The sequence below is a fragment of the Mucilaginibacter arboris genome (assembly GCF_009754915.1).
Taxonomy (GTDB): domain Bacteria; phylum Bacteroidota; class Bacteroidia; order Sphingobacteriales; family Sphingobacteriaceae; genus Mucilaginibacter_A; species Mucilaginibacter_A arboris.
Window position 1 is genome coordinate 312,554 of record NZ_WPIK01000002.1, and the last position, 22,796, is coordinate 335,349.

At 39.0% G+C, this 22,796-nt stretch carries 20 protein-coding genes; 7 read left to right on the forward strand and 13 right to left on the reverse strand.

The window, feature by feature from the left end:
- Positions 1 to 271 precede the first annotated feature (271 nt).
- From GO621_RS03100 to GO621_RS03125, 6 genes are all read right to left on the reverse strand, one after another.
- Positions 272 to 412: a type II toxin-antitoxin system RelE/ParE family toxin gene (locus GO621_RS03100; protein WP_157564071.1), complete on the reverse strand. Its 141-nt coding sequence runs from the start codon at positions 410 to 412 to the stop codon at positions 272 to 274.
- Positions 413 to 728: 316 nt separating this feature from the next.
- Entirely contained in the window at positions 729 to 1,859 is a 1,131-nt protein-coding gene (locus GO621_RS03105; protein ID WP_157564072.1) for a redoxin family protein, read from the reverse strand.
- Positions 1,860 to 2,016: 157 nt separating this feature from the next.
- On the reverse strand, positions 2,017 to 2,238 hold the full coding sequence (locus GO621_RS03110) for a hypothetical protein (RefSeq protein WP_157564073.1): 222 nt from the start codon (positions 2,236 to 2,238) through the stop codon (positions 2,017 to 2,019).
- 64 nt (positions 2,239 to 2,302) lie between these two features.
- Complete coding sequence (gene can / locus GO621_RS03115) at positions 2,303 to 2,971, reverse strand: carbonate dehydratase (protein WP_157564074.1); 669 nt, start codon at positions 2,969 to 2,971, stop codon at positions 2,303 to 2,305.
- A gap of 206 nt (positions 2,972 to 3,177) precedes the next feature.
- The gene (locus tag GO621_RS03120; protein ID WP_157564075.1) at positions 3,178 to 3,906 is read right to left on the reverse strand and encodes a YoaK family protein; all 729 of its coding nucleotides are present in this window, start codon (positions 3,904 to 3,906) and stop codon (positions 3,178 to 3,180) included.
- Between the two features lie 314 nt (positions 3,907 to 4,220).
- The gene (locus GO621_RS03125) at positions 4,221 to 4,553 is read right to left on the reverse strand and encodes a hypothetical protein (protein WP_157564076.1); all 333 of its coding nucleotides are present in this window, start codon (positions 4,551 to 4,553) and stop codon (positions 4,221 to 4,223) included.
- Between the two features lie 211 nt (positions 4,554 to 4,764).
- Between GO621_RS03125 and lpxK the strand changes: the two genes are divergently transcribed.
- From lpxK to GO621_RS03145, 4 genes are all read left to right on the forward strand, one after another.
- Positions 4,765 to 5,841: a tetraacyldisaccharide 4'-kinase gene (lpxK, locus tag GO621_RS03130; protein ID WP_157564078.1), complete on the forward strand. Its 1,077-nt coding sequence runs from the start codon at positions 4,765 to 4,767 to the stop codon at positions 5,839 to 5,841.
- On the forward strand, positions 5,798 to 6,613 hold the full coding sequence (locus GO621_RS03135) for a purine-nucleoside phosphorylase (protein ID WP_157564079.1): 816 nt from the start codon (positions 5,798 to 5,800) through the stop codon (positions 6,611 to 6,613). The genes lpxK and GO621_RS03135 overlap by 44 nt, the downstream gene beginning before the upstream one ends.
- Before the next feature lie 2 nt (positions 6,614 to 6,615).
- Positions 6,616 to 8,775 carry a putative porin gene (locus GO621_RS03140; RefSeq protein WP_157564081.1) on the forward strand — a complete coding sequence of 720 codons (2,160 nt, stop codon included), beginning with the start codon at positions 6,616 to 6,618 and terminating at the stop codon, positions 8,773 to 8,775.
- Between the two features lie 542 nt (positions 8,776 to 9,317).
- Complete coding sequence (locus GO621_RS03145; RefSeq protein WP_157564083.1) at positions 9,318 to 9,782, forward strand: hypothetical protein; 465 nt, start codon at positions 9,318 to 9,320, stop codon at positions 9,780 to 9,782.
- 14 nt (positions 9,783 to 9,796) lie between these two features.
- Here the strand turns inward: GO621_RS03145 and GO621_RS03150 are convergent, their stop codons facing one another.
- Positions 9,797 to 10,978: an asparagine synthetase B gene (locus tag GO621_RS03150; protein WP_198170114.1), complete on the reverse strand. Its 1,182-nt coding sequence runs from the start codon at positions 10,976 to 10,978 to the stop codon at positions 9,797 to 9,799.
- A 150-nt stretch (positions 10,979 to 11,128) separates the two neighbouring features.
- Between GO621_RS03150 and GO621_RS03155 the strand changes: the two genes are divergently transcribed.
- A complete protein-coding gene (locus tag GO621_RS03155; protein ID WP_157564087.1) occupies positions 11,129 to 11,590 on the forward strand; it encodes a peptidylprolyl isomerase in 462 nt (153 codons plus the stop codon).
- Between the two features lie 100 nt (positions 11,591 to 11,690).
- The gene (locus GO621_RS03160) at positions 11,691 to 12,125 is read left to right on the forward strand and encodes a DUF5606 family protein (RefSeq protein ID WP_157564089.1); all 435 of its coding nucleotides are present in this window, start codon (positions 11,691 to 11,693) and stop codon (positions 12,123 to 12,125) included.
- Positions 12,126 to 12,332: 207 nt separating this feature from the next.
- Here the strand turns inward: GO621_RS03160 and rlmH are convergent, their stop codons facing one another.
- On the reverse strand, positions 12,333 to 12,806 hold the full coding sequence (gene rlmH, locus GO621_RS03165) for a 23S rRNA (pseudouridine(1915)-N(3))-methyltransferase RlmH (protein WP_157564090.1): 474 nt from the start codon (positions 12,804 to 12,806) through the stop codon (positions 12,333 to 12,335).
- Between the two features lie 80 nt (positions 12,807 to 12,886).
- Here rlmH and GO621_RS03170 point away from each other — a divergent pair, with 80 nt between their 5' ends.
- Positions 12,887 to 14,698 carry a MutS-related protein gene (locus GO621_RS03170; protein WP_157564092.1) on the forward strand — a complete coding sequence of 604 codons (1,812 nt, stop codon included), beginning with the start codon at positions 12,887 to 12,889 and terminating at the stop codon, positions 14,696 to 14,698.
- Positions 14,699 to 14,890: 192 nt separating this feature from the next.
- On the opposite strand, the gene GO621_RS03175 is transcribed toward GO621_RS03170, so the two are convergent.
- From GO621_RS03175 to GO621_RS03195, 5 genes are all read right to left on the reverse strand, one after another.
- Positions 14,891 to 16,453, reverse strand: coding sequence for a glycoside hydrolase family 28 protein (locus GO621_RS03175; protein ID WP_157564094.1), 1,563 nt, complete (start codon positions 16,451 to 16,453; stop codon positions 14,891 to 14,893).
- Between the two features lie 282 nt (positions 16,454 to 16,735).
- Entirely contained in the window at positions 16,736 to 19,306 is a 2,571-nt protein-coding gene (locus GO621_RS03180; protein ID WP_157564096.1) for a gliding motility-associated C-terminal domain-containing protein, read from the reverse strand.
- A 79-nt stretch (positions 19,307 to 19,385) separates the two neighbouring features.
- Complete coding sequence (locus GO621_RS03185) at positions 19,386 to 21,659, reverse strand: aconitate hydratase (RefSeq protein WP_157564098.1); 2,274 nt, start codon at positions 21,657 to 21,659, stop codon at positions 19,386 to 19,388.
- Between the two features lie 482 nt (positions 21,660 to 22,141).
- Entirely contained in the window at positions 22,142 to 22,438 is a 297-nt protein-coding gene (locus tag GO621_RS03190; RefSeq protein ID WP_157564100.1) for a type II toxin-antitoxin system RelE/ParE family toxin, read from the reverse strand.
- Positions 22,439 to 22,669, reverse strand: a complete 231-nt coding sequence (locus tag GO621_RS03195; protein WP_157564102.1) for an addiction module protein — start codon at positions 22,667 to 22,669, stop codon at positions 22,439 to 22,441.
- Positions 22,670 to 22,796 lie beyond the last annotated feature (127 nt).

Below are 22,796 nucleotides of genomic sequence, written 5' to 3' on the forward strand. Positions count from 1 at the left end.
TAGGTTCGGACATGACAATTTAAGGGGGTAAATGCGACAAAGAATAAATCGTTTCGCTAATTCTGGCTGCACCAGTCATTGATCTGGGAGGGCCCCAATCTACTGATGCTTCTTTTATCGGATAAAAATTATCAGATATTTGTTGGCCTGGATTTGTAATATTTACAAATTTTGCTGTTTAATATTGATAATTACTTTCTTTTGGCTGTGGTTTTCAATTCCTAAACAGTTTGGATTTTAAATATGACAAATCAAATTCACTCAGCCAATTTTATCCTTTAAGCCTGGTTTCAATATCCATTCTTTCATGCAAAATCCTGATTATTTCCACAGTTCCATCATCGCTTCTTCTGTAAAATATCAGATGTGATTTTACTTTCGTTGCCCGATAGCTTTGCTTCGTACTTTCCATTGATTTGCCTTCCTAAAAATGGGTAGAAATATACTCAAACTCATTAATCAGAAGATTATAATATCTCCTACTGGTCGGGTTTGTAACCCTGTCCTTTGAGCTGCAGATTTTCAATCTGTTTAAACCAATGCTTCTTTTATCATTGTTTTTTGGGCTTGTGATTTTTTTTGGATAAAAGTTTTTATAAACAGAATTTTAAAAATAGGATAACAGATCCAAAGCTCAAAAGTGCCGGATTGCAAATCCGCCCCAGCAACCTCAAAAAAGTCTGGCTTTTAACCAGACTTTTGTTGCATATCATATTTCAAACTTCCTGTTAATAATACCTGCCTACAACAGGATTGTCAACAATTTTTTTCTTCATTTCGTTTGGATCGACCGCCCCTTCTTTTGCATACACAATTTTACCGCCCGGTTCTACCAAAATGGTGTAAGGCAATGCTCCCTGCCATTTCGGATCGATCGCTTCGATCAGTTTATATTTATCATCAATATTAAAAATGTAATTGGTGGTTGATGCCTGTGATTGTTGAAGAAACTTTAAAGCTTTATCTTTTTTGGCAGGATCATCGGCACTTACGGTAACGATCTCGAAATCTCTCCGGCGGTACATCCTGTTCATGGTGATAAACTCCGGAAATTCGGTAACGCAAGGGCCGCACCAGGTTGCCCAGATATTGATCAGCCTTAGTTTATCTGATTTATTTTGTAGTAATCCTTTTAGTCCGGCTACGCCAATCGTATCAATTTTAACCGGTTCTTTTGCCCATTCTTCGGTTGCTTTTTGTTGCCAGTTTTCTTTTTCGGCCCATTTTACTGAACATCCAAATACTTTGGTGGTAGCTACCGCTGGTTTTTTGTGGTTCAGCATGGCATCAAGCGCGTTGCGGGTATCCTGGCTGTTCGGGGTTTTGCTTGGCTTTTCTGTATCATCAATACGACCGGAATAGCAAAGTATCCTGTTCTCATCAAAAATAAATACGTGGGGAGTGGCCGCAGGGCCATAAGCACGGCTGGTTGCTTGTGTTTTACCATCGTATAAATAAGGAAAGTTAAAATGCTTTTGCTTTGCCCGTATCTTCATTTCGTCAAACGAATCACTTAAATCGGTATAGCCCAATTCATCTAAACGTATCGCTTGTGGATCGTTAGGCATAATTGCTACAAACGCTACCCCTTTGTTGCTGTAATCTTTGGTAAGTTGTATCAGCCGGTCTTCATAAGCCTGGGCAGTAGGGCAATGGTTGCAAGTGAAAACGACAACCAATAGCTGTTTATTTTTAAAGGAATTTAAAGAATACGTTTTGCCATCAACCCCGGGCAGGTTAAAATCTGGTGCTTTAGCGCCTATTGCTAATGTTTTATGTTCATCCGGGTATAATTTAAAGGAGAAACTAAAGGCAATTAGCAGTAATGCTATCCAATAGAAGCAACGTAACTTTGTCATGATGTTTAAAAGTTTAAAACAGAAATACGGTTTTTCGGCTGAGTAAAAGTAGTGAGGATACAGGTAATTTAAAACTTTTTATGCCTAAAAGAAGCATTAAAAAAAACTGAGGGTTTCATCCTGCCTGTTCCCTTTTCGGCTACAGGTTTTCTACTGTCTACTGGTCGGGGTTTGTAACCCCGTCCTTTGAGCTACAGATTTTCAATCTGTTTAAATTAAATGCTTCTTTTACCATTGTTTTTTGGGCTTGTGATTTTAGGATAGAAGTTTTTATAAACAGGATTTTAAAAACGAGATCACAGATCTCAAACTCAAAAGTGCCGGATTGCAAATCCGCCCCCAGCAATTGCAAATTCGCTCCAGCAAAATTCGCCGCCATGCTTCTTTTATGGCATAAAAAATTGTAACCCAAAAAGCCCGGCAGTTTACCGGGCATTTTAGTTTTACACCAGCCTGAAAACCTCCTGCAAGCTATCATTATTTTTTCTGCTCACTCGCATATCGGTAATCAAGCCGGTTTCTAAAGAATAAACCCAGCCATGCACGCTTAAATCCTGGCCGTTTTTCCAGGCGTTCTGCACGATTGAAGTTTTAGAGATCTTTTCTACACTTTCAATCACATTAAATTCTACCAGGCGGTCGGCACGTTTCTTCTCATCTTCAATTGCATCTAATTCTGCCGCATGAAAACGATAAACATCTTTAATATGGCGCAGCCAGTTATCAATAATACCGTATTGCTGGTTGCTCATGGCTGCTATTACACCGCCGCAGCCATAATGCCCGGTGATAATAACGTGTTTTACCTGTAAAATATTTACAGCATAATCCAGTACCGATAGCATGTTCATATCGGTATGTACCACAACATTTGCAATATTGCGGTGTACAAATATTTCTCCCGGCCTGGTATTGGTAATCTGGTTTGCCGGCACGCGGCTATCGGCGCAGCCAATCCATAAAACAGGAGGTTTTTGTCCGTTTGACAGTTGTGTAAAATAATCGGGGTCTTCCTTTAAGGTCCTTGCCACAAATATTTTATTGCCTTCTAAAAGGCTCTCGTAAGTGATATGACTGGTATCGTGAATCGTTTTTTCGGTTGTGTTGCTCATGTTAATTTTAATAGGATGTATAATTAATGTCTTAGCGTGCCTTTTTATTTAGCAGATTTAAATTCGTCTGGGTTATTTTGTATGCTTCTTTTAACAAGTGCAAAGCGTAAAATTTACATACTTTTTTGTATCTGTACAATTTAAAATAGATATTTACAGGCATAAAAGAAGCATTATAAATTTTCTAATATCGTTTAAAACCGGTGCTAAATAAAAAAAGCTTTTGAAATTTTGTGTTTGATAATAGGTGAAAGATCATAATATAAAATAGTAAGCAATATTACCGGTACAAAGTAAAAGATCTTAAACTTGTAGATATTAAAAAAGTAGCCCGCAGCCAATCCGCCCAAAAGATAAAATCCTAAAATTGTAGTACGCACATACAATTTATTTTTAATAGCCACGGTTTTATCTGAGTTGGGGTGGATCCATTCTGCCAATTCGGCCCCCATATCGGTAATAAGGCCAGTCAAATGGGTCGATTTGATCAAACTTCCTGATATAACCGATACCATCGCATTCTGTAATCCCATAGAAAACAGAATGCAGCCTATTATAATTTCACGCTCTAATGTAGATTTCTGGTACAAAATATTTCCATAAAAGGCTACAAAAGCCAGGATGCATATCTCTACAAGGATGGGTATCGCATGGGCCTTATAATTACTTTTGTGTTTTAAAGAGTTAATAATAAAACCTGATAAAAAAGCACCTCCAAAAAACAGCATCAGCCAGATAAAAAATATTCTGATGTCTTTAAAATCTTTATCAATAATATTTTTAGCGAGGTTGGCTACATGCCCTGTAACATTTGACGTAAAAGCCAGGAAGGCAATTACACCTGCAACATTTACGCCGCCTGCAACAAACGCTGTAGAGGATGCCAGCATTAAATTCTCTTTAAGCGAGCGGTCTCCTTTTGTATTTCTTAACATACGTTTTCATTGTTAAAAATGTTAAATATTTAACGTTACGGTTACCTTTCATAATAGCATTATAATTGTAGCCCTTTTTTGGTTTTGTTTCTTCCGATGGCGGGTGGTTGTATTGATTTTCGTATTCTACTAACATGATTGTGTTTCGATTAGGGGCCAGATAATAATTCTTTTGATCTTGGGAATAGCCTTTTAGGTTAGGGCATCCCATTTATACTGCCTGGCAGCCAGTAGCTGCAGGCGTTAAAAAGTTATTTTAGAAAAATTTAATTAACAGCAAGTGTATCCGGCGCAAATGGCCAGGTACGATCTGCCTAAACGTTGGGAGGCGGGGTAGGGACTACAGGATTATCAGCCTGCGTGTATAAGCAGGTTTCTAAATTGCGCAAGTGGTTAAATGCTACAACCGGCAAATTATATTCCTGAAAACAAATAAAATACTCGTCAAAAAACTTCTTTTCTTTTAAAGTGTCCTTGCTCAGGTCTTCTTTATCGTTTTTTGTTTCGAGCTCTAACTGTAAAATAACAGAGCTTACCGTTTTTTTATTAAGATCAATAAATACAGGGGCAACAGATATAGCCATCTTTATTATAAAGATGCTGATAAACATCATGCTTAAACCTAATTTAATATCCCTTAATTTCACTGTTTCAAATATAACGCTTTAAGTTTTATTTTTTTACCATATAAAATTTGATTTTTTAGAAAAAGTAAATTTCCACTTCTTCTTTTTTTCTATGAACAGGCAAAAGCTGTTTTGTTAATTTTGATTTTAGGTTGATAAAAGAAGCATCTGATGTATAATTTAATAAATCAGGAAAAGGGGTTTTTAATTTAGATTTGAAAGTTTAAGCTCAATGATGCATTACTTCCGGTACTTACTGCTTCCTTTTTCCTGGATCTACGGCTTGGCTGTCATCGCCCGGAATTATTTTTACGATGCCGGGATTTTTAAAAGCACGCGCTTTAACCTTCCGGTAATTGTTATCGGAAACCTGGAAGTTGGCGGCGCAGGCAAAAGCCCGATGACAGAATTTTTAATCAGCCTGCTTCAGCCCCAATATAAAATTGCAACCTTAAGTCGCGGCTACGGCAGGCAAACCAAAGGCTTTTTTTATGCTGGTAAAAACAGCATGGCAAAAACCGTAGGCGACGAACCGCTTCAGTTCAAACAAAAATTTCCGGATATTACGGTAGCTGTTTGCGAAAGCAGGGTAGAAGGTGTAGAAAAACTACAGGCAGAAAACGATCTGGTCTTACTGGATGATGCTTACCAGCACCGCGCTTTAAAACCAGGTTTTAGTATTTTACTGTTTGATTATAGTAAATTCAATCAACCTCATTTCATGCTTCCGGCGGGAAATTACCGCGAACCTTTTTCAGGCAGAAAACGCGCTGATGTAATTGTGATTAGTAAATGCCCGCAAGATTTATCCACAGAAAATCAGCAGCAAATGTTAAAAAAAGTGAAGCTGAAAGAGGGCCAGCAATTGTTTTTTACCAGCATTGTTTATCATCCTTTCCGGCCATTATCAACAACTTTGGGCGATGCTTCTTTTATCGGCAAAAAAACTACCTTGTTTGTGCTTACCGGCATCGCCAACCCAAAACCCTTGCTACAGAATTTGCGTAAGCAATCAGCAGTGTTAATTCATCATAAATATCCCGATCATCATCAGTTTACCATTAAAAATATAAGTAAACTTGTTGCAGCTTTTAAAGCTTGTGCTGCAAATAAAAAAGCAATCATCACAACAGAAAAAGATGCACAGCGTTTACAAGAACCTGCTTTGCAAAATCTGCTTGCAGGTTTGCCGGTTTTTGTTGCACCGATTGGCCTGACTTTTTTAAATGATACAGCGCCAGGTTTTAAGCAGTTAATAGAAAATTATGTTAGAAAGTATCAGAAGAACAACCGCATACATACAGAGTAGGATTAACGGTTTTGAACCGGAAGTAGGCATTATCTTAGGGACCGGATTAGGCGCATTGGTAAATGAAATAGAGATAGAGAAACAACTGATGTACAGTAATATTCCGGATTTTCCGATCTCAACATTAGAGTTTCACTCCGGAAAACTGATTTTTGGAACTTTGGCCGGAAAAAAAGTAGTGGCCATGCAAGGCCGTTTGCATTATTACGAGGGTTATTCTATCCAGCAAATTACTTTCCCGGTGCGGATTATGAAAATGCTGGGCATAAAAACGTTACTGGTTTCTAATGCCAGCGGCGCGTTAAACCCTGCTTATAAAAAAGGTGATTTGATGATTATCGAAGATCATATCAACCTGCAGCCAGACAACCCGCTGCGCGGAAATAATGATGAAGAACTTGGCCCGCGTTTTCCGGACATGAGCCAGCCTTACCGGCACGATCTGATTGAAAAAGCTTTAGAAATTGCCGGTAAAAACAGCATAACCTGCCATCAAGGTATTTATGTTTCGGTTACCGGCCCGAACCTGGAAACCCGGGCCGAATATCGTTATCTCCGGATTATTGGTGGCGATGCAGTAGGCATGAGTACCGTACCGGAAGTAATTGTGGCCAACCACATGAATTTGCCTGTTTTTGCCGTTTCTGTTTTAACAGACGAAGGTTTTCCGGATGAACTGAAACCGGTTTCGGTAGAAGAAATTATAGCCGTTGCCCGGGAAGCCGAACCGAAAATGACGTTGATCCTTAAAGAACTGATTGCCCAACTGTGATATTGAAACAGCTAAAATTTTTATTTTTATTACTTGTTTTTTGTTCGGCAACATCTGTTTATGCACAGTATGGCAGAACAACAAATTCAACTACTAATACAAACCCTTTTACGCAGGGCGATACCAGCCACCGCACTACTGCCAAACCTTTAACAGACGACCAGTTGCTGGATACGATCCGTAAACGCGACGAGCATAAAGCAGACAGCGTTATATTTACCTCTAAATTTATCCGTGTAACAAATGAAACGCTGCTGAACGACAGCACGCAGGTTGTGCCTTTAGATACAACTTTAACCAATTTTGAAAATTACAGCGCTTTATATCAGCCACGCAGTCCGAAAATAGGATTAGGAAATTTAGGTTTGGCCTATCGTAACCTGCTTTTCGAGCCTGCCAAAACTATTGGTTTTGATGTTGGCCTGCACTCTTTAGATGCTTATTTATTAAAGCCGGAAGATGTTACCTATTATCGTGCCCGCACGCCTTTTACCAATTTATACTACGTAAACGGGGCATTGAAAGAGCAGGTTTTTCGGGTAACGCATACGCAAAACATCAAACCCAACTGGAACGCCGGGTTTAATTTTAACCGCATTGGTTCTGTTGGTTTTTACCCGAGGCAAAAAGCAGATCATCTGGAAGCAGCTATTTTTACCTGGTACGAATCTAAAAGTAAACGGTACAATTTATTGGGGAACTTAACTTTCAATAATTTAAAAGCGCCCGAAAATGGTTCTATCCTCAATGATACCATTTTTAATAAAACCAGCGGCACAACAGGCAACAGTGCTTTGTCTAAAAGTGCCGAACCAGTAAGGTTGAATAATTCGCGCGATAACTGGCGCAATAACAGTTTGTACATTAAGCAGTTTTATTACATTGGCCATACAGAAGGTTTAAAAACCAGTGCAGGTTCATCTTCCAGCGTATTGCCTACACAGCGTATTTCGCATACTTTTACTTATAACCGTACCGAATATAAATACTTGCAGGACGAGGCTGATTTATACAGTGTTTTTCCAAATCACCTTTATGATATTAATTATTCAAGAGATTCGTTAGCCGTTGTACATTTCCGGAATGATTTTTCTTATAGTTTTTTCCTTCGGGGAAACGCGGTAAAGTTTGTACGAAATGAACTGAAACTGGATTTAGGTTTGGTGCATGATTATTATAAATACAGCCAATGGGTACGTCAGCCATTGCAAGCATCAATCACAAATTTTCAGCAAGAAGAACAAAGCCATTCTTTCCAGGATATTACTTTAAAAGCTCGTTTAGGCTATAATTTAAGCGACCGTGCCGGTTTGGATGTCAACTTACAGCAGGTTACACTTGGAAGAGAGTTTGGAGATTATTTGTACGATGCCAAATTGAACGTATTGCTGGGCAACAAAATTGGCCGGGTAATTATGGAAGCTTATACCCAAAACAACACGCCTCCGCTAATTTACACCAGTTGGTATTCCAGTCATTATCAATTTATAAACAATTCCAAAGTTGGTACTGATTTTAATAAAGTCAAAACAACCAGCTTATCTTTTAATTATTTGAATGATAAGCTAAAACTGGATGCAAAAGCAGAGTATTTTTTGATGGGCAATTATTTATACTTTGCAGCGCCTTACACAGATACAACTACAGTATATTCTAATAATTTGCAGCCTACTCAAGCTAAGTCTGCAATCAGTTTGCTAAAGTTAAGCCTGGGCAAGAACTTTACCTGGCGCGGTTTGCATCTGGATAATTACCTAGTTTACCAGAAAACAGATAATCCTTCGGTTTTACGCACACCGGAGTTTTACACCTATAACAGCTTTTATTATGTAAAAAGATTTTTTAATGTGCTGAGTACCAATATTGGTTTTACAGTACGTTATAATTCCCGTTATCTGGCACCAGCTTATGCGCCCGGAATAGGCCAGTTTTATAATAATTCCAATATCAGTTTCCCAAGTTATCCGGTAATTGATTTGTTTGTAAAAGGAACGTTAAGGCGCACCAACCTCTTCCTAAAATACGATTATGCCAACCAGGGCTTGTTAAGCAAAGGTTTTTATACGGTTGTATCTCCGGGCGCAAATGCAAAGAACAGCGTTGGCTACCCAATGCAGGATGCACTGTTGAAGTTTGGCGTAAGCTGGAATTTTTATAATTAAGTAAGTTTAAGACGATAAAAGGTATATAGTTCCTCCTATTTTTCTTTAGTTTAAAACTTATTCTCTTACTTACTTAGTTTTAAAAAAAATGAAAAAATCATAATGCTTCTTCTATGTCCATAAATCTTGTTTTTCAAAAATTAAGAAGATAAAAGAAGTATAGAAATTTTCTATTTTTTGTGGTAAGAGATTATGGGAAATAAATCATATAAAACTTAAACATGTTTTTAGTAGCTAATTATTATAGTCAAAACTAAAAGCTATTATATTATTGAAATTAGTTTTCTTTAATTGCTAATGCAAATAGCAGCTATATCTAAATTTAATATTTTATGAGAAGCTTTAAGATTTTCATTCGCCGGAATATAACTCTAATATTAGTTCTTTTCGTTTTTTTAAGTTGTAAAAAAACAATTGAAGGAGGAACTGTTACTAAGTTAACAGGTTTTGCAAGTGATCCTATTGCACAAAAACCAATTCCAAACGGCTCTGTCTATGTCTAGGAGTATGTAAGTGGATTCTATGGACCGAAATTTAGTAAAGTGATTGATTCCACTAAATGTGATATTAATGGAAAATATTCTATTTCTTTTACGACAACGGGTCAAGGACTTGAATATCGACTTGCATTTTTTTCTCCACCAAATTACTACAGTTTACAAGATGCTGTTATAATAATTGTTGGTAAAGATAACACAGTAAATTTTTCAGCATTTAAAGTACACTTATTAAAAGCGAGAGTTGTTATTTCAAATAATCCAAATCCTCCCTTAAATGTTTACACTACTATTTCAAGCGGTGGTAAAATTTCGGGAAAGGCAGGCGATAGCACAATTTTCTTGAAGGTTCTTCCTAACATTGCAAACTTCGTTTATTTCGCAATTCAAAATATTGATACGCCAACAAAATCTAATTTAAGAATTGATACTGTTTTACTCTCTGGTTTCGCCGATACTTTTCGCCACACTTTTCAAGTCAATCCACAGCTATTTAAGTGCCGTTTATAAAAACATGCTATAATTTAAGTCTTCTGCTTCTTTTTCCTGGCAGCCGGAAATAAAACATTGTTTAAAATCAGCCGATAGCCGGGAGAATTAGGGTGCAGTTTTAAATCCGTTGGCGGGTCGCCGATGGCATGCTGGTAATCTTCCGGATCGTGGCCGCCGTAAAAAGTCCATTGTCCTTTGCCATAATCGCCGTGAATGTAGCGTGCTTCTCCGGCAGATTTTAACTCCCCTAAAATTAAAACGCCTGGTTTAAGTAGATCTTTACGGAAAGCAGTTGTTAATCCCATAAAACCTTTTACAACTTTATCGTGGTTTTGGGTGAGCATAGACGGAACAACGTCCCATTTAGCAGAAAAATCAAACAAAGTAAAAAAATCCTGCGAGCGGTCTACGGTCCGGCTTGTGGTTACATCAATATTACTAAATTGATGACTGTACGGGTTTTCATCCAGTTTAAAATTCTGGAAAGCAAAAGTTTTATTAAAATCTAATTTAGCCTGTGCATTTGGGTCGGCGGGATCACCGTCAAACATGCGTTCGCAAATATCGGTCCCATCAGCAGCCAGGGCAATATCAAAAGTATCTGTGCCAGAACACATGGCAAATAAAAACCCGCCGCCTGAACAAAAATCGCGGATGTTTTTAGCTACGGCAAGCTTCATTTGCGATACCTTTTTAAAGCCTAATTTATGCGCTAAAGCTTCCTGCTGCTGCTGGTCTTCAATATACCAGGAAGCGGTATGAAAAGCGGCATAAAACTTACTATATTGCCCCGTAAAATCTTCGTGGTGCAGGTGCAGCCAATCGTATTTCGGCAGTTCGCCTTTTATGATTTCTTCATCATATAAAACCGTGTACGGGATTTCGGCATACGTTAAAACCAGCGTTACGGCATCGTCCCAGGGCAATTTGCTTTTAGGCGAGTAAACAGCCATTTTAGGTGCTTTTTCCAATTTTACCAGATCCATATTAACCGAAGGATCGGTAATTTCGTTTAAAATAGAAGTAACTTTTGCATCGGCTAAAACCTCGTAACTTACGCCTCTTATTTTGCATTCTGCTTCGGCTTTCTGGTCATATTTCAGCATAAAACTTCCGCCACGATAATTCAGCAGCCAATCTACTTCCTCGCCGTTTTTTAAAACCCAAAACGCAATGCCGTATGATTTTAAATGATCGTGCTGCGTTTCGTCCATCGGAATTAAAATGGAAGCAGCTTTACTAACAGAAACGGCCAAACAAAAAATAAATGCAATAAAAACAGCACGTGCACATTTCATCCTAAATCTTTTTGAAAATCTGATATTATCACCAAAATACTAACTTTGCACCTCTTAAACAAAAAAATGAGCAAAGCAATTATTAAAACCGAAAAAGGCGACATGACCGTAGAATTTTACGAGCAGGATGCGCCAAATACCGTAGCAAACTTTTTAAAATTAGCCAAAGAAGGCTTTTATAACGGGGTAGCTTTTCACCGTGTGATCCCGAATTTTATGGTCCAAACCGGCGATCCGCTTTCTAAAGATCCTGCAACAGCTTTCCGTGCAGGCAGCGGCGGTCCGGGTTATAAAATTGATTGTGAACTGACCGGCGAAAATCAGTACCACGACCGCGGCGTACTTTCTATGGCACACGCTGGCCGTAATACTGGCGGTTCCCAGTTTTTTATCTGCCACAGCCGTACCAATACAGCACATTTAGACCGTAACCACACCGTTTTTGGTAAAGTGGTTGAGAATGTGGACGTGGTAGATGAAATTCGCCAGGGCGATAAAATTACCAGTATTGAAGTGATTGAAGGATAGGAACAGTTGCCGGTTGACCGTTGCCAGTTGCGGGTTCATGATTATTGAAGATAGAAACCCTAAACTGGCAACCGGCAACAGAAAACTTAAAACTTAAAATATGAATTTACATGGAATAGTTTCCGTTTCCGGGAAACCAGGTTTGTGGCGGGCAATGGCACAAAGTAAAACCGGGTTTATACTGGAAAGTTTAGACGCGCAAAAGCTGAAATTAGTAGTTAATTTAAACACGGCTAAGCTGGCGGCTTTAGAAGAAATTACGGTTTTTGGAGAAGATGAAGATTTAAAACTGACGGATATTCTGGAAAAGATGAAAGCGCTGGAAAATATTCCGGATGCCAAAAAAGCAGACGGAAAAGCTTTACGTGCATTTTTTCGAGAAGTAGCGCCAGATCATGACGAAGAAAAAGTTTATGCTTCTGATATTAAAAAAATTATCAGTTGGTTTGAAATTTTGAAAAGCAGGCCGGAATTTAATGCAGAACCGGAAGCCGCCGCCGCAGAAACTACTGAAACAGAAACTCCGGCAGAATAGGTTTTTATTGTCATCCCGACGATAGGAGGGACCTTCATCAAAGCGATATCAATGATGTTTGAAGAGGATTTCTCTCTTCGTTCGAAATGACAGCAACAAATGCTTCTTTTATCACCTAAAAATTAGTGTGCTAAAAGAAGCATTTCCACTTTCAACAATAGTTATAACATCAGAAGGCAACCTAAAACATACAACTGGCAACAGAAATTACTCATGATGATAAGGTTCTCCCTTTAAAATCGTAAACGCACGGTAAACCTGTTCCACAAAAAACAACCGTACCATTTGATGCGAAAAGGTAAGTTTGGATAACGAAAGCTTATCATTTGCACGCTGGTAAACAGTATTATCAAAACCATAAGGACCGCCAATTACAAAAATCAGGTTTTGGGTTGAGGCAAGCATCCGTTTATTAAGCAAATCTGCAAACTGGAGCGAAGAAAGTTCCATGCCTCTTTCATCCAGTAAAACCAAAAAATCCATAGAAGTTATTTTCTTCAGAATTAGTTCTGCTTCCTTCGCTTTTTGCTGTTCCTGGCTCAATCCTTTCGTGTTTTTAAGTTCGGGTAATTCGATAATCTCCAGCTTGATGTAATGCTTTATACGTTTCAGGTAGATGTCGATACCTTCGTTTAAATACTTTTCTTCGGTTTTTCCGACGGAGAGGAGCGTGATTTTCATAATCAGAATAAATAACAGACTTTGAGCTTAATTGGATAATTTCGCCAAATTGCAAAGCTATACATTAAAATCAGGAGTAAATGACCGCGAAGGAACAGGAAGTTTTAAAAACTTATACCGAAGAAGCTACTTCTCTTTCAACAAAAATTTTATTTTATAAAAAACGCATTAACCAAATTTCATTCTCTCGGTTAATTGTTTTTTTTGTGGGAATTATTCTGATTTACATCTTAGGGAGCATAAAATCGAGTTATGCGTTATGGATAGTTTCAACAATGGTAACTGCTTTTGTACAATTGATTAACAAGCAATCAAAACTACAAAAGGAACTGATTTTTGATGAAAACCTGCTAAAAGTTTTAAGCAACGAAATTAATCATCTAAAAGAAGCAAAAAATAGTTACGATAATGGTTCTGCTTTTGCTGATGGATTTCATCCTTACACAGATGACTTGGATATTTTCGGCGAGAAATCTTTGTTTCATTACGTTAACCGCTGCAACACGCAATCGGGCAAAAATATTTTAGCGGATTGGTTTAAAAATCCTGTAGAAAAAGCAATCATCGAAAGCAGGCAACAAGCTGTAACTGAACTTCAAAATTATCCTTCAGAAACTTTGGATTTCCGTGCAGAACTAATTGCTTTTAGCGGTACAGAACTCACAACTTTATCGTCTTCTCTTAAAGAAGGATTAAAAGAAAGGCTCGCTTTCATACATAAAAACTGGCTAAAAAGTTATGTAAAAGCGTTGCCTTTTATAATTGCGGCTTTAATTATCGGTGCTGTTTTTAATGGCCTATTTTTAAAGTTACTTGGATTGCTTGTGTTTGTTAATTTCTTTTTTAGTGGAATTTATGCAAAGCAGGTTAACCAGGTTTATACTGGTTTTAGCAGAAGCAGTAACCAGCTTTCTGCATTTGCTTCAGTTTTAAATTGGATGGAAGAAAAACTCTGGAAGAGTAATTATCTGCAAAATTTGATTGCAAGTTGCGGTTCGGCAAACGGACAAAAAGCACATAATTCTATCCAATCTTTAGCTAAAATTTTATCTCAGTTTGATTACCGTTTAAACATGATTGTAGGTGCAATTTTAAACTTTTTTTTACTTTGGGATTTGCGTTGCACCATCAAACTTGCCAACTGGCACCAAAACGCTTCTGCTAATGTAACGGATAGCTTCGAAGTAATCGCTGCTTTTGAAGCTTTGATCAGTTTAAGTACGCTGCATTACAATCATCCGGATTGGCCTTTTCCAACAATTGAAAAAGACTTTTATGTTGAAGCATTGGAACTTGGTCATCCCCTAATTGTCGAAGAAAAACGCATTAGCAATAATTTTAAAATGGAACAAAAAACAGTTGATGTAATTACCGGCTCGAACATGGCTGGCAAAAGCACGTTTTTAAGAACGCTTGGAATTAATCTGGTTTTAGCTTATTCCGGTGCGCCCGTTTGTGCTAAAAGTTTAACGGTTTCGGTAATGAAGTTGGTTAGTTACATGCGTATCAAAGATTCGCTGAATGAAAGCACTTCGACTTTTAAAGCAGAATTAGACCGTTTAAAAATGATCCTCCAAAAAACAGCAACCGAAAGCGATGTGCTTGTTTTAATAGACGAAATGCTGCGCGGCACGAATAGCAAAGATAAATATGCCGGTTCTAAAGCTTTTATTGAACGTTTGGTAAAACAACAAACAGCAGCTTTGGTTGCAACACACGATCTGCAAATTGCCGATCTCGCTGACGAACATCCGGGTTTGGTCCGTAACTTTCATTTCGATATTAAAATGCAAAACCACGATATGTTTTTTGATTACAAGATCAAGGATGGCGCTTGCAAAACTTTTAATGCTGCTATTTTGCTACGGGAAATTGGGTTGGGAGTGGAGTAGTTTATCTTTCTGATGCTTCTTTTATCAACTAAAAATTGGTGTTAAAATACTTTTGGGCGTGCCCCTTCGGGTCGGGCTATCCGCTGCAAGTCCTCGCTACGCTCCGGGCTTTCCGCTACTATCCCTCACGTACCTGCAAAGCGCTGCATTATCCTGTTTGTTAATTTAATTGTATGTTTTTGGCTTAATGTGCTACCGTTTCTTTCCACTATTATCAACAACCCCTTTTGCATCATCTATTACAAAACCAATTCCATTTTCTAAATAAACCCTTGCCGCTTTTTTATTAACAGGCGAAGGGCCGCCATCAAAATTAACGATGCGCAAATTGTTAAAATTAGCGGCTTCAATGCCATGGGTGTAAAAAGGCATTCTGGTATCAGTCCAGGTTAATTTAAAATTACTGATCCGGATGTTTTTTGCATGATCTATTAAAATTCCGGGAATATCTCTTTTAAAAACCTGGTTCTTATCTCCAATTACACCTCTTAAATCTATATTACCGCCTTCAACCTCATTTAGTTTACTGTCAAATAGTTCAAAATTAATATTATCAAAAGTTAGGTCTTGGATAATGCTTTCATCCGTTCCGTACACTAAAATCCCATTTTCACCTTTACAAAAAATATTGCTGAATTTAACGTTTTTGATTGTCCCTAATTTTACTGCTTCTTTTCCGCGAATAGACGAAATATGTATCGGCTCGCCGTTTCCCCACCAGTCGCCGGTACGAAATTTGGTTTCAATAGTCATATTAGAAAAAGTGATGTTTTCCAAAGAACCTTCATCCCTTAAAAATATTCCGACCCCGCGTGTAGAATTGGTAATATTAACATTATCCACATGGATATTACGCACTGTATTCTGATCGAGAAAACCAATACGGATACCGCTGGAAGCTGATTGCAAATTACAATTGCTTACCAAAATATTTTCGGAAACATGCTTTTTGCCGCTAAAACCAGGTATTTCAAAATGATGATCGTATCCAACAATCGCAATGGCATCATCACCGGCGCGGATATCACAATCTGTAATAGCTACATTGCTGCAACTGGTTACATCAATACCATCTGCGTTTGGAACAAGCATCCCGCTCCACAATTTAATTCCGGATACCAGTACGGCATCGCAATCGGCAAAATGTAAGGTCCAGAAAGGCGAGTTCAGCAAAGAAATATTGCGTACCTGCACGTTGCTGCACTCAGAAAAAATAACCATTTGGTGCGGGCGGTCTTTATTAGGGACAACAGGGCCATCGCCAATGCCGTTTTCCACCTTTCGGTAATTGTTTCTCTGCCTTGTAAAACGAGTGGTAGCCGTATCAATCTTTTTAGCTTTTGTAAAATCATGAAAAGCTTCGTTGCTGCCATCAATTTTCCCTTCGCCGGTTATCGAAACATTTTGCGCGTTTATGGTATAAAGTAGTCCGAAATAAGTTAAACCATAAACCGGCTGCGTAAAACTTTTATAATCTTTCAGGTTAGCGCTTCCTTTTAGGGTTGCACCATTTTCCAGATAAAGGTTAACATTGCTTTTTAAGCTAAAAGTACCCGTAATAAAAGTGCCTGGCGGCACATATACCATTCCTCCACCGTTTTCAAAACAAGCATCAATGGCTTTTTGTATGGCAGCCGTATTAATGGTCTTCGCATCGTTTCTGGCACCAAAATCGGTAATGTTATATGTTTTCTTTTGTGCAAAAACAATTGTGTTCAGGCAAATAAGCAGCCCTATCAACAGGTTTCTTTTCATCAGCAGTTAAATTAGGAAGGTTTATAAACTGAAAAATGATTTCAGGTTTATTGGTTTTAGTAAATGCCTTCAAACATAATTATTCTTTTTTACGATTTGATTTTTTCTGCTAAAATCAAATCAACGAAAGCTGTCATGCTTCTTTTACCGGCAAAAAATTAGTGTTGTATTTTTGATGTTCCCCTTCGTGCCGTGCTATCTGCATTCTTTTAATAAACTCAGGATTTACATGGTGGGTTTATTAAACCACTCCTGCAAATGCTGGATTATCCTTGTGTTATTTTAACGGATTACCGTTACATAACCAGCTTCTTTCAGCAGATCATCATTTAAAGTAGTTGCGGTAATTACATAATAATAAGTGCCAACGGGAACGGGTTCTCCGTTATATAATCCGTCCCATCGTTTTAAAATATCTTTGGCTTCATACAACTGGGTTCCGTACCGGTTAAAAATCTGGATGCGGTAATTTTTCAGGTTGGTAATCTTCACCCCAAAATCATCGTTGATGCCATCACCGTTTGGCGTGAAAGTATTGGGGATAAAAATGGTAACATTATAACGCAAAATCAATTTGCCCAACGATATGGTGTTAGAACAGGCGCCTTTATTAGTTGCCGTTAGTTTTACCGTAAAGTTTCCTTTTGTCGTATAAGTGTGCTGCGGATTAACAGCAGTTGAAGTTGTGCCATCACCAAAATCCCACAAATAGCTATCGGCATTGGTAGAAAGGTTTTTAAAAGATACGGTTAACGGCACAGAGGCACTAAGCGGAATAGTTGGCGTAACATCAAAAGCAGCAACCGGAACAGGAACGATATCCGAAAGATTGATGGTTGTACCAACCGGATCGCTGGAACATTGACCCTGCGTAATAGTGAGGGCATAAGTTCCGGCAACGGAAGGGCCAGTAATAGGAATACGCACTACTGTTTGGTTGGAGGTAAAATTGTTAGGGCCGGTCCAGCTATAAATAGTATTGGCTTGCGCCGTTGTGCTCATTACTAAAGTATCGCCAATGCAATAAGGGCCGTTTACCTTGTTCAGTTGCGTTACCACCGGCTTCTGTGGCACATTTACATTTTGTGATATTACTGATGTACAGCCCAGCATTCCAACGGCGGTAAGCGTAATTTTTTTATTGCCAAAAGAAGCATAGGTAATGGTGAAAGGCCCGTTTGTAGTTGCGCTGGTTATGCTGGCATCAGTACCAAAATCCCATTTTAAACTGGTATAATCAGTAGAATTATTGGTGATGGTAAAGCTTTGTTGATTGGTACAAAGATTATTGGGCGTAATGGTGAAATTAAGCACAGGCGTTTTACCAATAGGCGGAATGGTGATAGAAGCCTGATCGCTTGTGCAACCATTTTGGGTAATAGCAAGCGTATAGGTTCCGGCCTGATTGTAATTGGTAATTGGAATGGTAACTACAGAATCGGTAGAAGTAAAACCGTTTGGCCCCTGCCAGGCGTAAGTTGTTTTGGCTGAAGGTACTTGTGCCCTTAACACTAAATTATCTCCCAAACAATAGCTGTTTTTAGCAGATAAAACAACAGGTATGGCTGGTTTTGCCGGAATATCAAAGGTTTTATAATCAACCGTCAAACAGCCTTGAGCATTATACGCCAATAAAACAGCAGTTTTTGTTCCGGGAGTTGAATAAGTAACCGTATATGGACCTGGCCCGGCAGCAGAGTCTATGCTGGCGCCATCACCAAAACTCCATTTTAAAGATGTATAGTTAGTGGATTTATTGGTGAAAGTAAAACTTGGGCTTGCTGTACAAGCATTGTTTACTTGCATATCCAGTTTTGCGGTTGGGCCCAAAAATGTTCCGGTCGTGGCACCACTGCCGGTAAAGGATATGGTAAAACCATTGGACCCTGAAGTAAAGTTGTTAATCAATAACGCATAAACGTGCCCCTGAATCATATCAACATATTTTACAAAACCATCTTGTCCTGCCACACAACCGGGCATTTCTACTAAATCGGTAGAAGTTAAGTTAAGCCCGGTTTTATTGTAAAATGGCGTACATCCAATACCGCTGCCAGAAGCGCATCGGATGGCATTTGCCGCAGTTACATTGCTTGCTGCACCACTGGTTCCTAAATCATACAAAACCCAATCAATATCATTGTCGGAAATGGTTGGTGTAATCGTAAAAGTTAATGTTCCGTTGTTAGCGGCCGTCCATTTATACCAGGCAGAATTAGCTTCAATTGGCCCGTTTCCAGAATTTACATCTAAACAAGTCCCGGCAGATTCCCTGTTGTTAGTACCTGCACCGGTTACATTAGTTTGGGTAAAAGCTGTTGTATCACAAATGATAGAAGCACTGCCAAAATCCTGGCCAGCTTTTAGAATGGGGAAATAATTATTGATGCACAGTTTAAAAGTACCAGTATTGGCACCGCTTACACGAATATAGTAAGTTTGGCCGATTGTTAAGCCGCCTTTATATAATGTACCCAAAGTTGTGGTACTGGTATTAGAGCCAATCAGTTCTGTAAAATTAGAGCAGTCAGGCGTAGTGTACAAAGCAATTAAAGGCGAAGTAAGCGTGCCGCCGCCGTTTGCATTTCCGGTTACCGAAATATTAACATCAAAAGCTGTGGCGATAAATTTAAACCACACATCATTACCTTCAGAAGGCCATGCTTGCGATTTTGCCAAACCGCCTGCTGTTGCATTTACATTGGTATAAGCTGCATTGTCCGAACAGAAATTGGAAACATTAGTGAGCGCAATTGCGCCAGAACAATCATCATTAACCGGAGCCTGCGCCTTTAGCGCAGCCGAAAGACCTAAAAAAAATACCGATAAAAGAAGTATTCGTAGTTGTTTCAATTTTCCGGCCGAAATCTTTCCTAAAATAGAAAAAGCCCCTGAAATTTCAGGGGCTTTTTCTATTTAATACATGCTGCTTTTAGGCTACATTTTTTTGTTGCCTGCGGATGATATTCAAAGCACCGCCTGCTTTAAACCATTCGATCTGCTGTGCATTGTAAGTATGGTTTACCGGGAAAGATTCCTGAGAACCATCTGCATGATGCAAAACAATAGTTAACTGACTGCCTGGCGCAAACTGATTTAAGCCGGTGATGTCAAAAGTATCATCTTCCAAAATTTTGTTGTAATCTTCTTTATCTGCAAAAGTTAAGGCCAGCATACCTTGTTTTTTCAGGTTGGTTTCGTGGATACGGGCAAAAGATTTTACCAGAATTGCACGAACACCTAAGTGACGAGGTTCCATTGCAGCGTGTTCGCGGGATGAACCTTCTCCGTAATTTTCATCACCAACAACAATACTTCCTATTCCTGCTGCTTTATAAGCGCGTTGCGTTGCCGGAACCGGACCATATTCGCCTGTTAATTCGTTTTTAACAGTGTCAGATTTTAGGTTGAAGAAATTGATGGCACCAATCAGCATATTATTGGAAATATTATCCAGGTGGCCACGGTATTTCAGCCACGGTCCAGCCATCGAAATATGGTCAGTTGTACATTTTCCTTTAGCTTTGATCAGCAATTTTAAACCTAAAATATCTGTGCCTTCCCATGCTTTAAACGGATCAAGCAACTGTAAACGATCGGAATCCGGACGAACTTTTACTTCAACCGTACTGCCATCTACAGCAGGCGCCAAATAACCGGCATCTTCTACGGCAAAACCTTTAATCGGCATTTCGATACCTTGCGGCTCGTCTAATTTTACCTGCTGTCCGCTTTCATTAGTTAACGTATCTGTTAACGGATTAAAAGTCAGATCACCGGCAATAGCAAAAGCGGTAACGATTTCCGGAGAGGCTACAAAAGCATGTGTATTCGGGTTACCGTCATTACGTTTTGCAAAGTTCCGGTTAAAAGAAGTAATGATGGAATTTTTGCGGGTAGGGTCATTGGTATGACGTGCCCACTGGCCAATACACGGCCCGCAGGCATTTGCCAGGACAACGCCGCCAATCTGATCAAAAGTATTTAAATAACCATCACGGTCAACAGTATAACGAACCAGTTCAGAACCAGGTGTAACTGTAAATTCAGCCCGCGTTTTTAAGCCTTTATCAATTGCTTGTGTAGCAATAGAAGCGGCACGGGTAATATCTTCGTAAGAAGAATTGGTGCAGGAACCGATCAAACCAACTTCTAATTGAGATGGCCAGTTGTTTTCTCTTACAGCATCAGCAAATTTAGAGATCGGCCAGGCTAAATCTGGTGTGAACGGACCATTTACATAAGGCTCCAGTTCAGAAAGGTTAATTTCAATTACCTGGTCAAAATAAGCTTCCGGATTTGCATAAACTTCCGGGTCGCCGGTTAAATATTCTTTAATGGCGTTTGCTAATTCTGCAATTTCGCCTCTTTCCGTTCCTTGTAAATAAGCTTCGGATTTTTCATCGTAACCAAAAATAGAAGTGGTTGCACCAATTTCCGCGCCCATATTACAAATGGTTGCTTTTCCGGTTGCTGATATCGAACGCGCACCTTCGCCAAAGTATTCTACAATCGCACCTGTTCCGCCGTTAACGGTTAAGATACCTGCAACTTTCAGGATCACATCCTTAGCAGCAGTCCAGCCAGAAAGTTTTCCGGTTAATTTAACGCCAATCAGTTTCGGGAATTTTAGTTCCCAGGGCAATCCGGCCATCACATCACAAGCATCGGCACCGCCAACGCCAATTGCAATCATGCCTAAACCGCCGGCATTTGGGGTGTGAGAATCAGTACCGATCATCATTCCGCCAGGGAAAGCATAATTTTCTAAAACTACCTGGTGTATAATACCGGCCCCGGGTTTCCAGAAACCAATACCATATTTATTAGAAACAGAAGAAAGGAAATCGTAAACTTCTTTATTCTGGCTTTTTGCAGTGTCCAAATCTTCCTCAGCACCAATTTTTGCCTGGATCAAGTGATCGCAATGTACGGTTGAAGGAACAGCCACTTGCGGCCTGCCAGCCTGCATAAACTGTAATAGGGCCATTTGTGCCGTTGCATCCTGCATCGCTACACGGTCAGGGGCAAAATCTACATAATCCACGCCACGTTGAAGTTCGCGTGTAGGGTCACCTGCCGAAAGATGGGAGTATAAAATCTTTTCAGTAAGCGTTAGCGGTTTTCCAACTGCTTTACGAGCGGCCTCGATACGGCTGCCGTAGCGATTGTAAACCTGCTGAATCATATTTAAATCAAAAGCCATTTTATTGATTTTTATTTAGGTGATTAATTATTAAACCATCACAGTTTGAGGCGAATCTACAAAAATAACAGCTAAAAGAAGTAGCGGTTTTGCAATTTTGATTTGTTATAAACAAGCTTTTATGTTTAAAATTTCTGTTACAGGCTTTTAAATTCATAACCTTGCTGCTGCCAGTATTCCAATGCTTTTGGCAAAGCATATTCCAGTCGCGGCCATGCTTTCAAACTGTCTGTTGGTTACGGGTTTGTAACCCCGATCTTTTAACCCGGAATTTTTAATCCCATATTTATAAATAGCAATGCTTTTTTACCGGTAATAATTATCATGCAAAATACAAAAGGAGTACCTATGTTTTTCCTGTTTGCGGGAAAATAATAATCATCCATCACAAACTTTTAAAAACATATCCCAACTGCTGCCAGTATTCTAATCCTTTTACCAGGAATTTTTGTCAATTATAACATAAGACGATAAATAGCTTGCTATCTTTGTACCCACTTGTCAGGGCTTAGCGAAGTATGAAATACGGCAGAAATGACCACCATTTTCAGGACATCGTCCACAATAAAGTGAACCATGAACGGGAACACTTCCAGAACTGCGCAACGAGTGCCATCATAACATATAGCTATTGACTTCGGCTTACTTCTGATATAAGATACCTTGCCGCGTACCTCTTGCATAAATCGTTTGCCGAGGCCTTTCTGTTTTTCCTCGTACCATTCAGCCGCTATTTTGATGTCTTGTTTGGCCAAAGGCAATATAATGGCTTTGTACATCTAAAGGTCTTTTTCAATATCTTCCATGGCAGCATCAAAATCCAATGCCTGTGTTGGTTCGTTCCTGTAATCCTGAAGACGCTTTCCCGCTTCTTCCATCTGCCAAACGGGAATGTCCGTATGCTCCTGTTCAATACCCTTGTATTTACTTTTGAGTTCGTTCCATTCAGAGATAGGAATGAATACACCGGTAGTCTTTCCCGTATTGTCAGAAATATATTGAAGGCTCATTATGACAAAGATATATCATTTAAGAGTTAAAATGCAATTCCCTTTGGTTAGTATATGTAGACATGCTGCATTGCTGGTTGCGGGTTTTTAACCCCGATCTTTTAACACGGAATTTTTAATCCATATT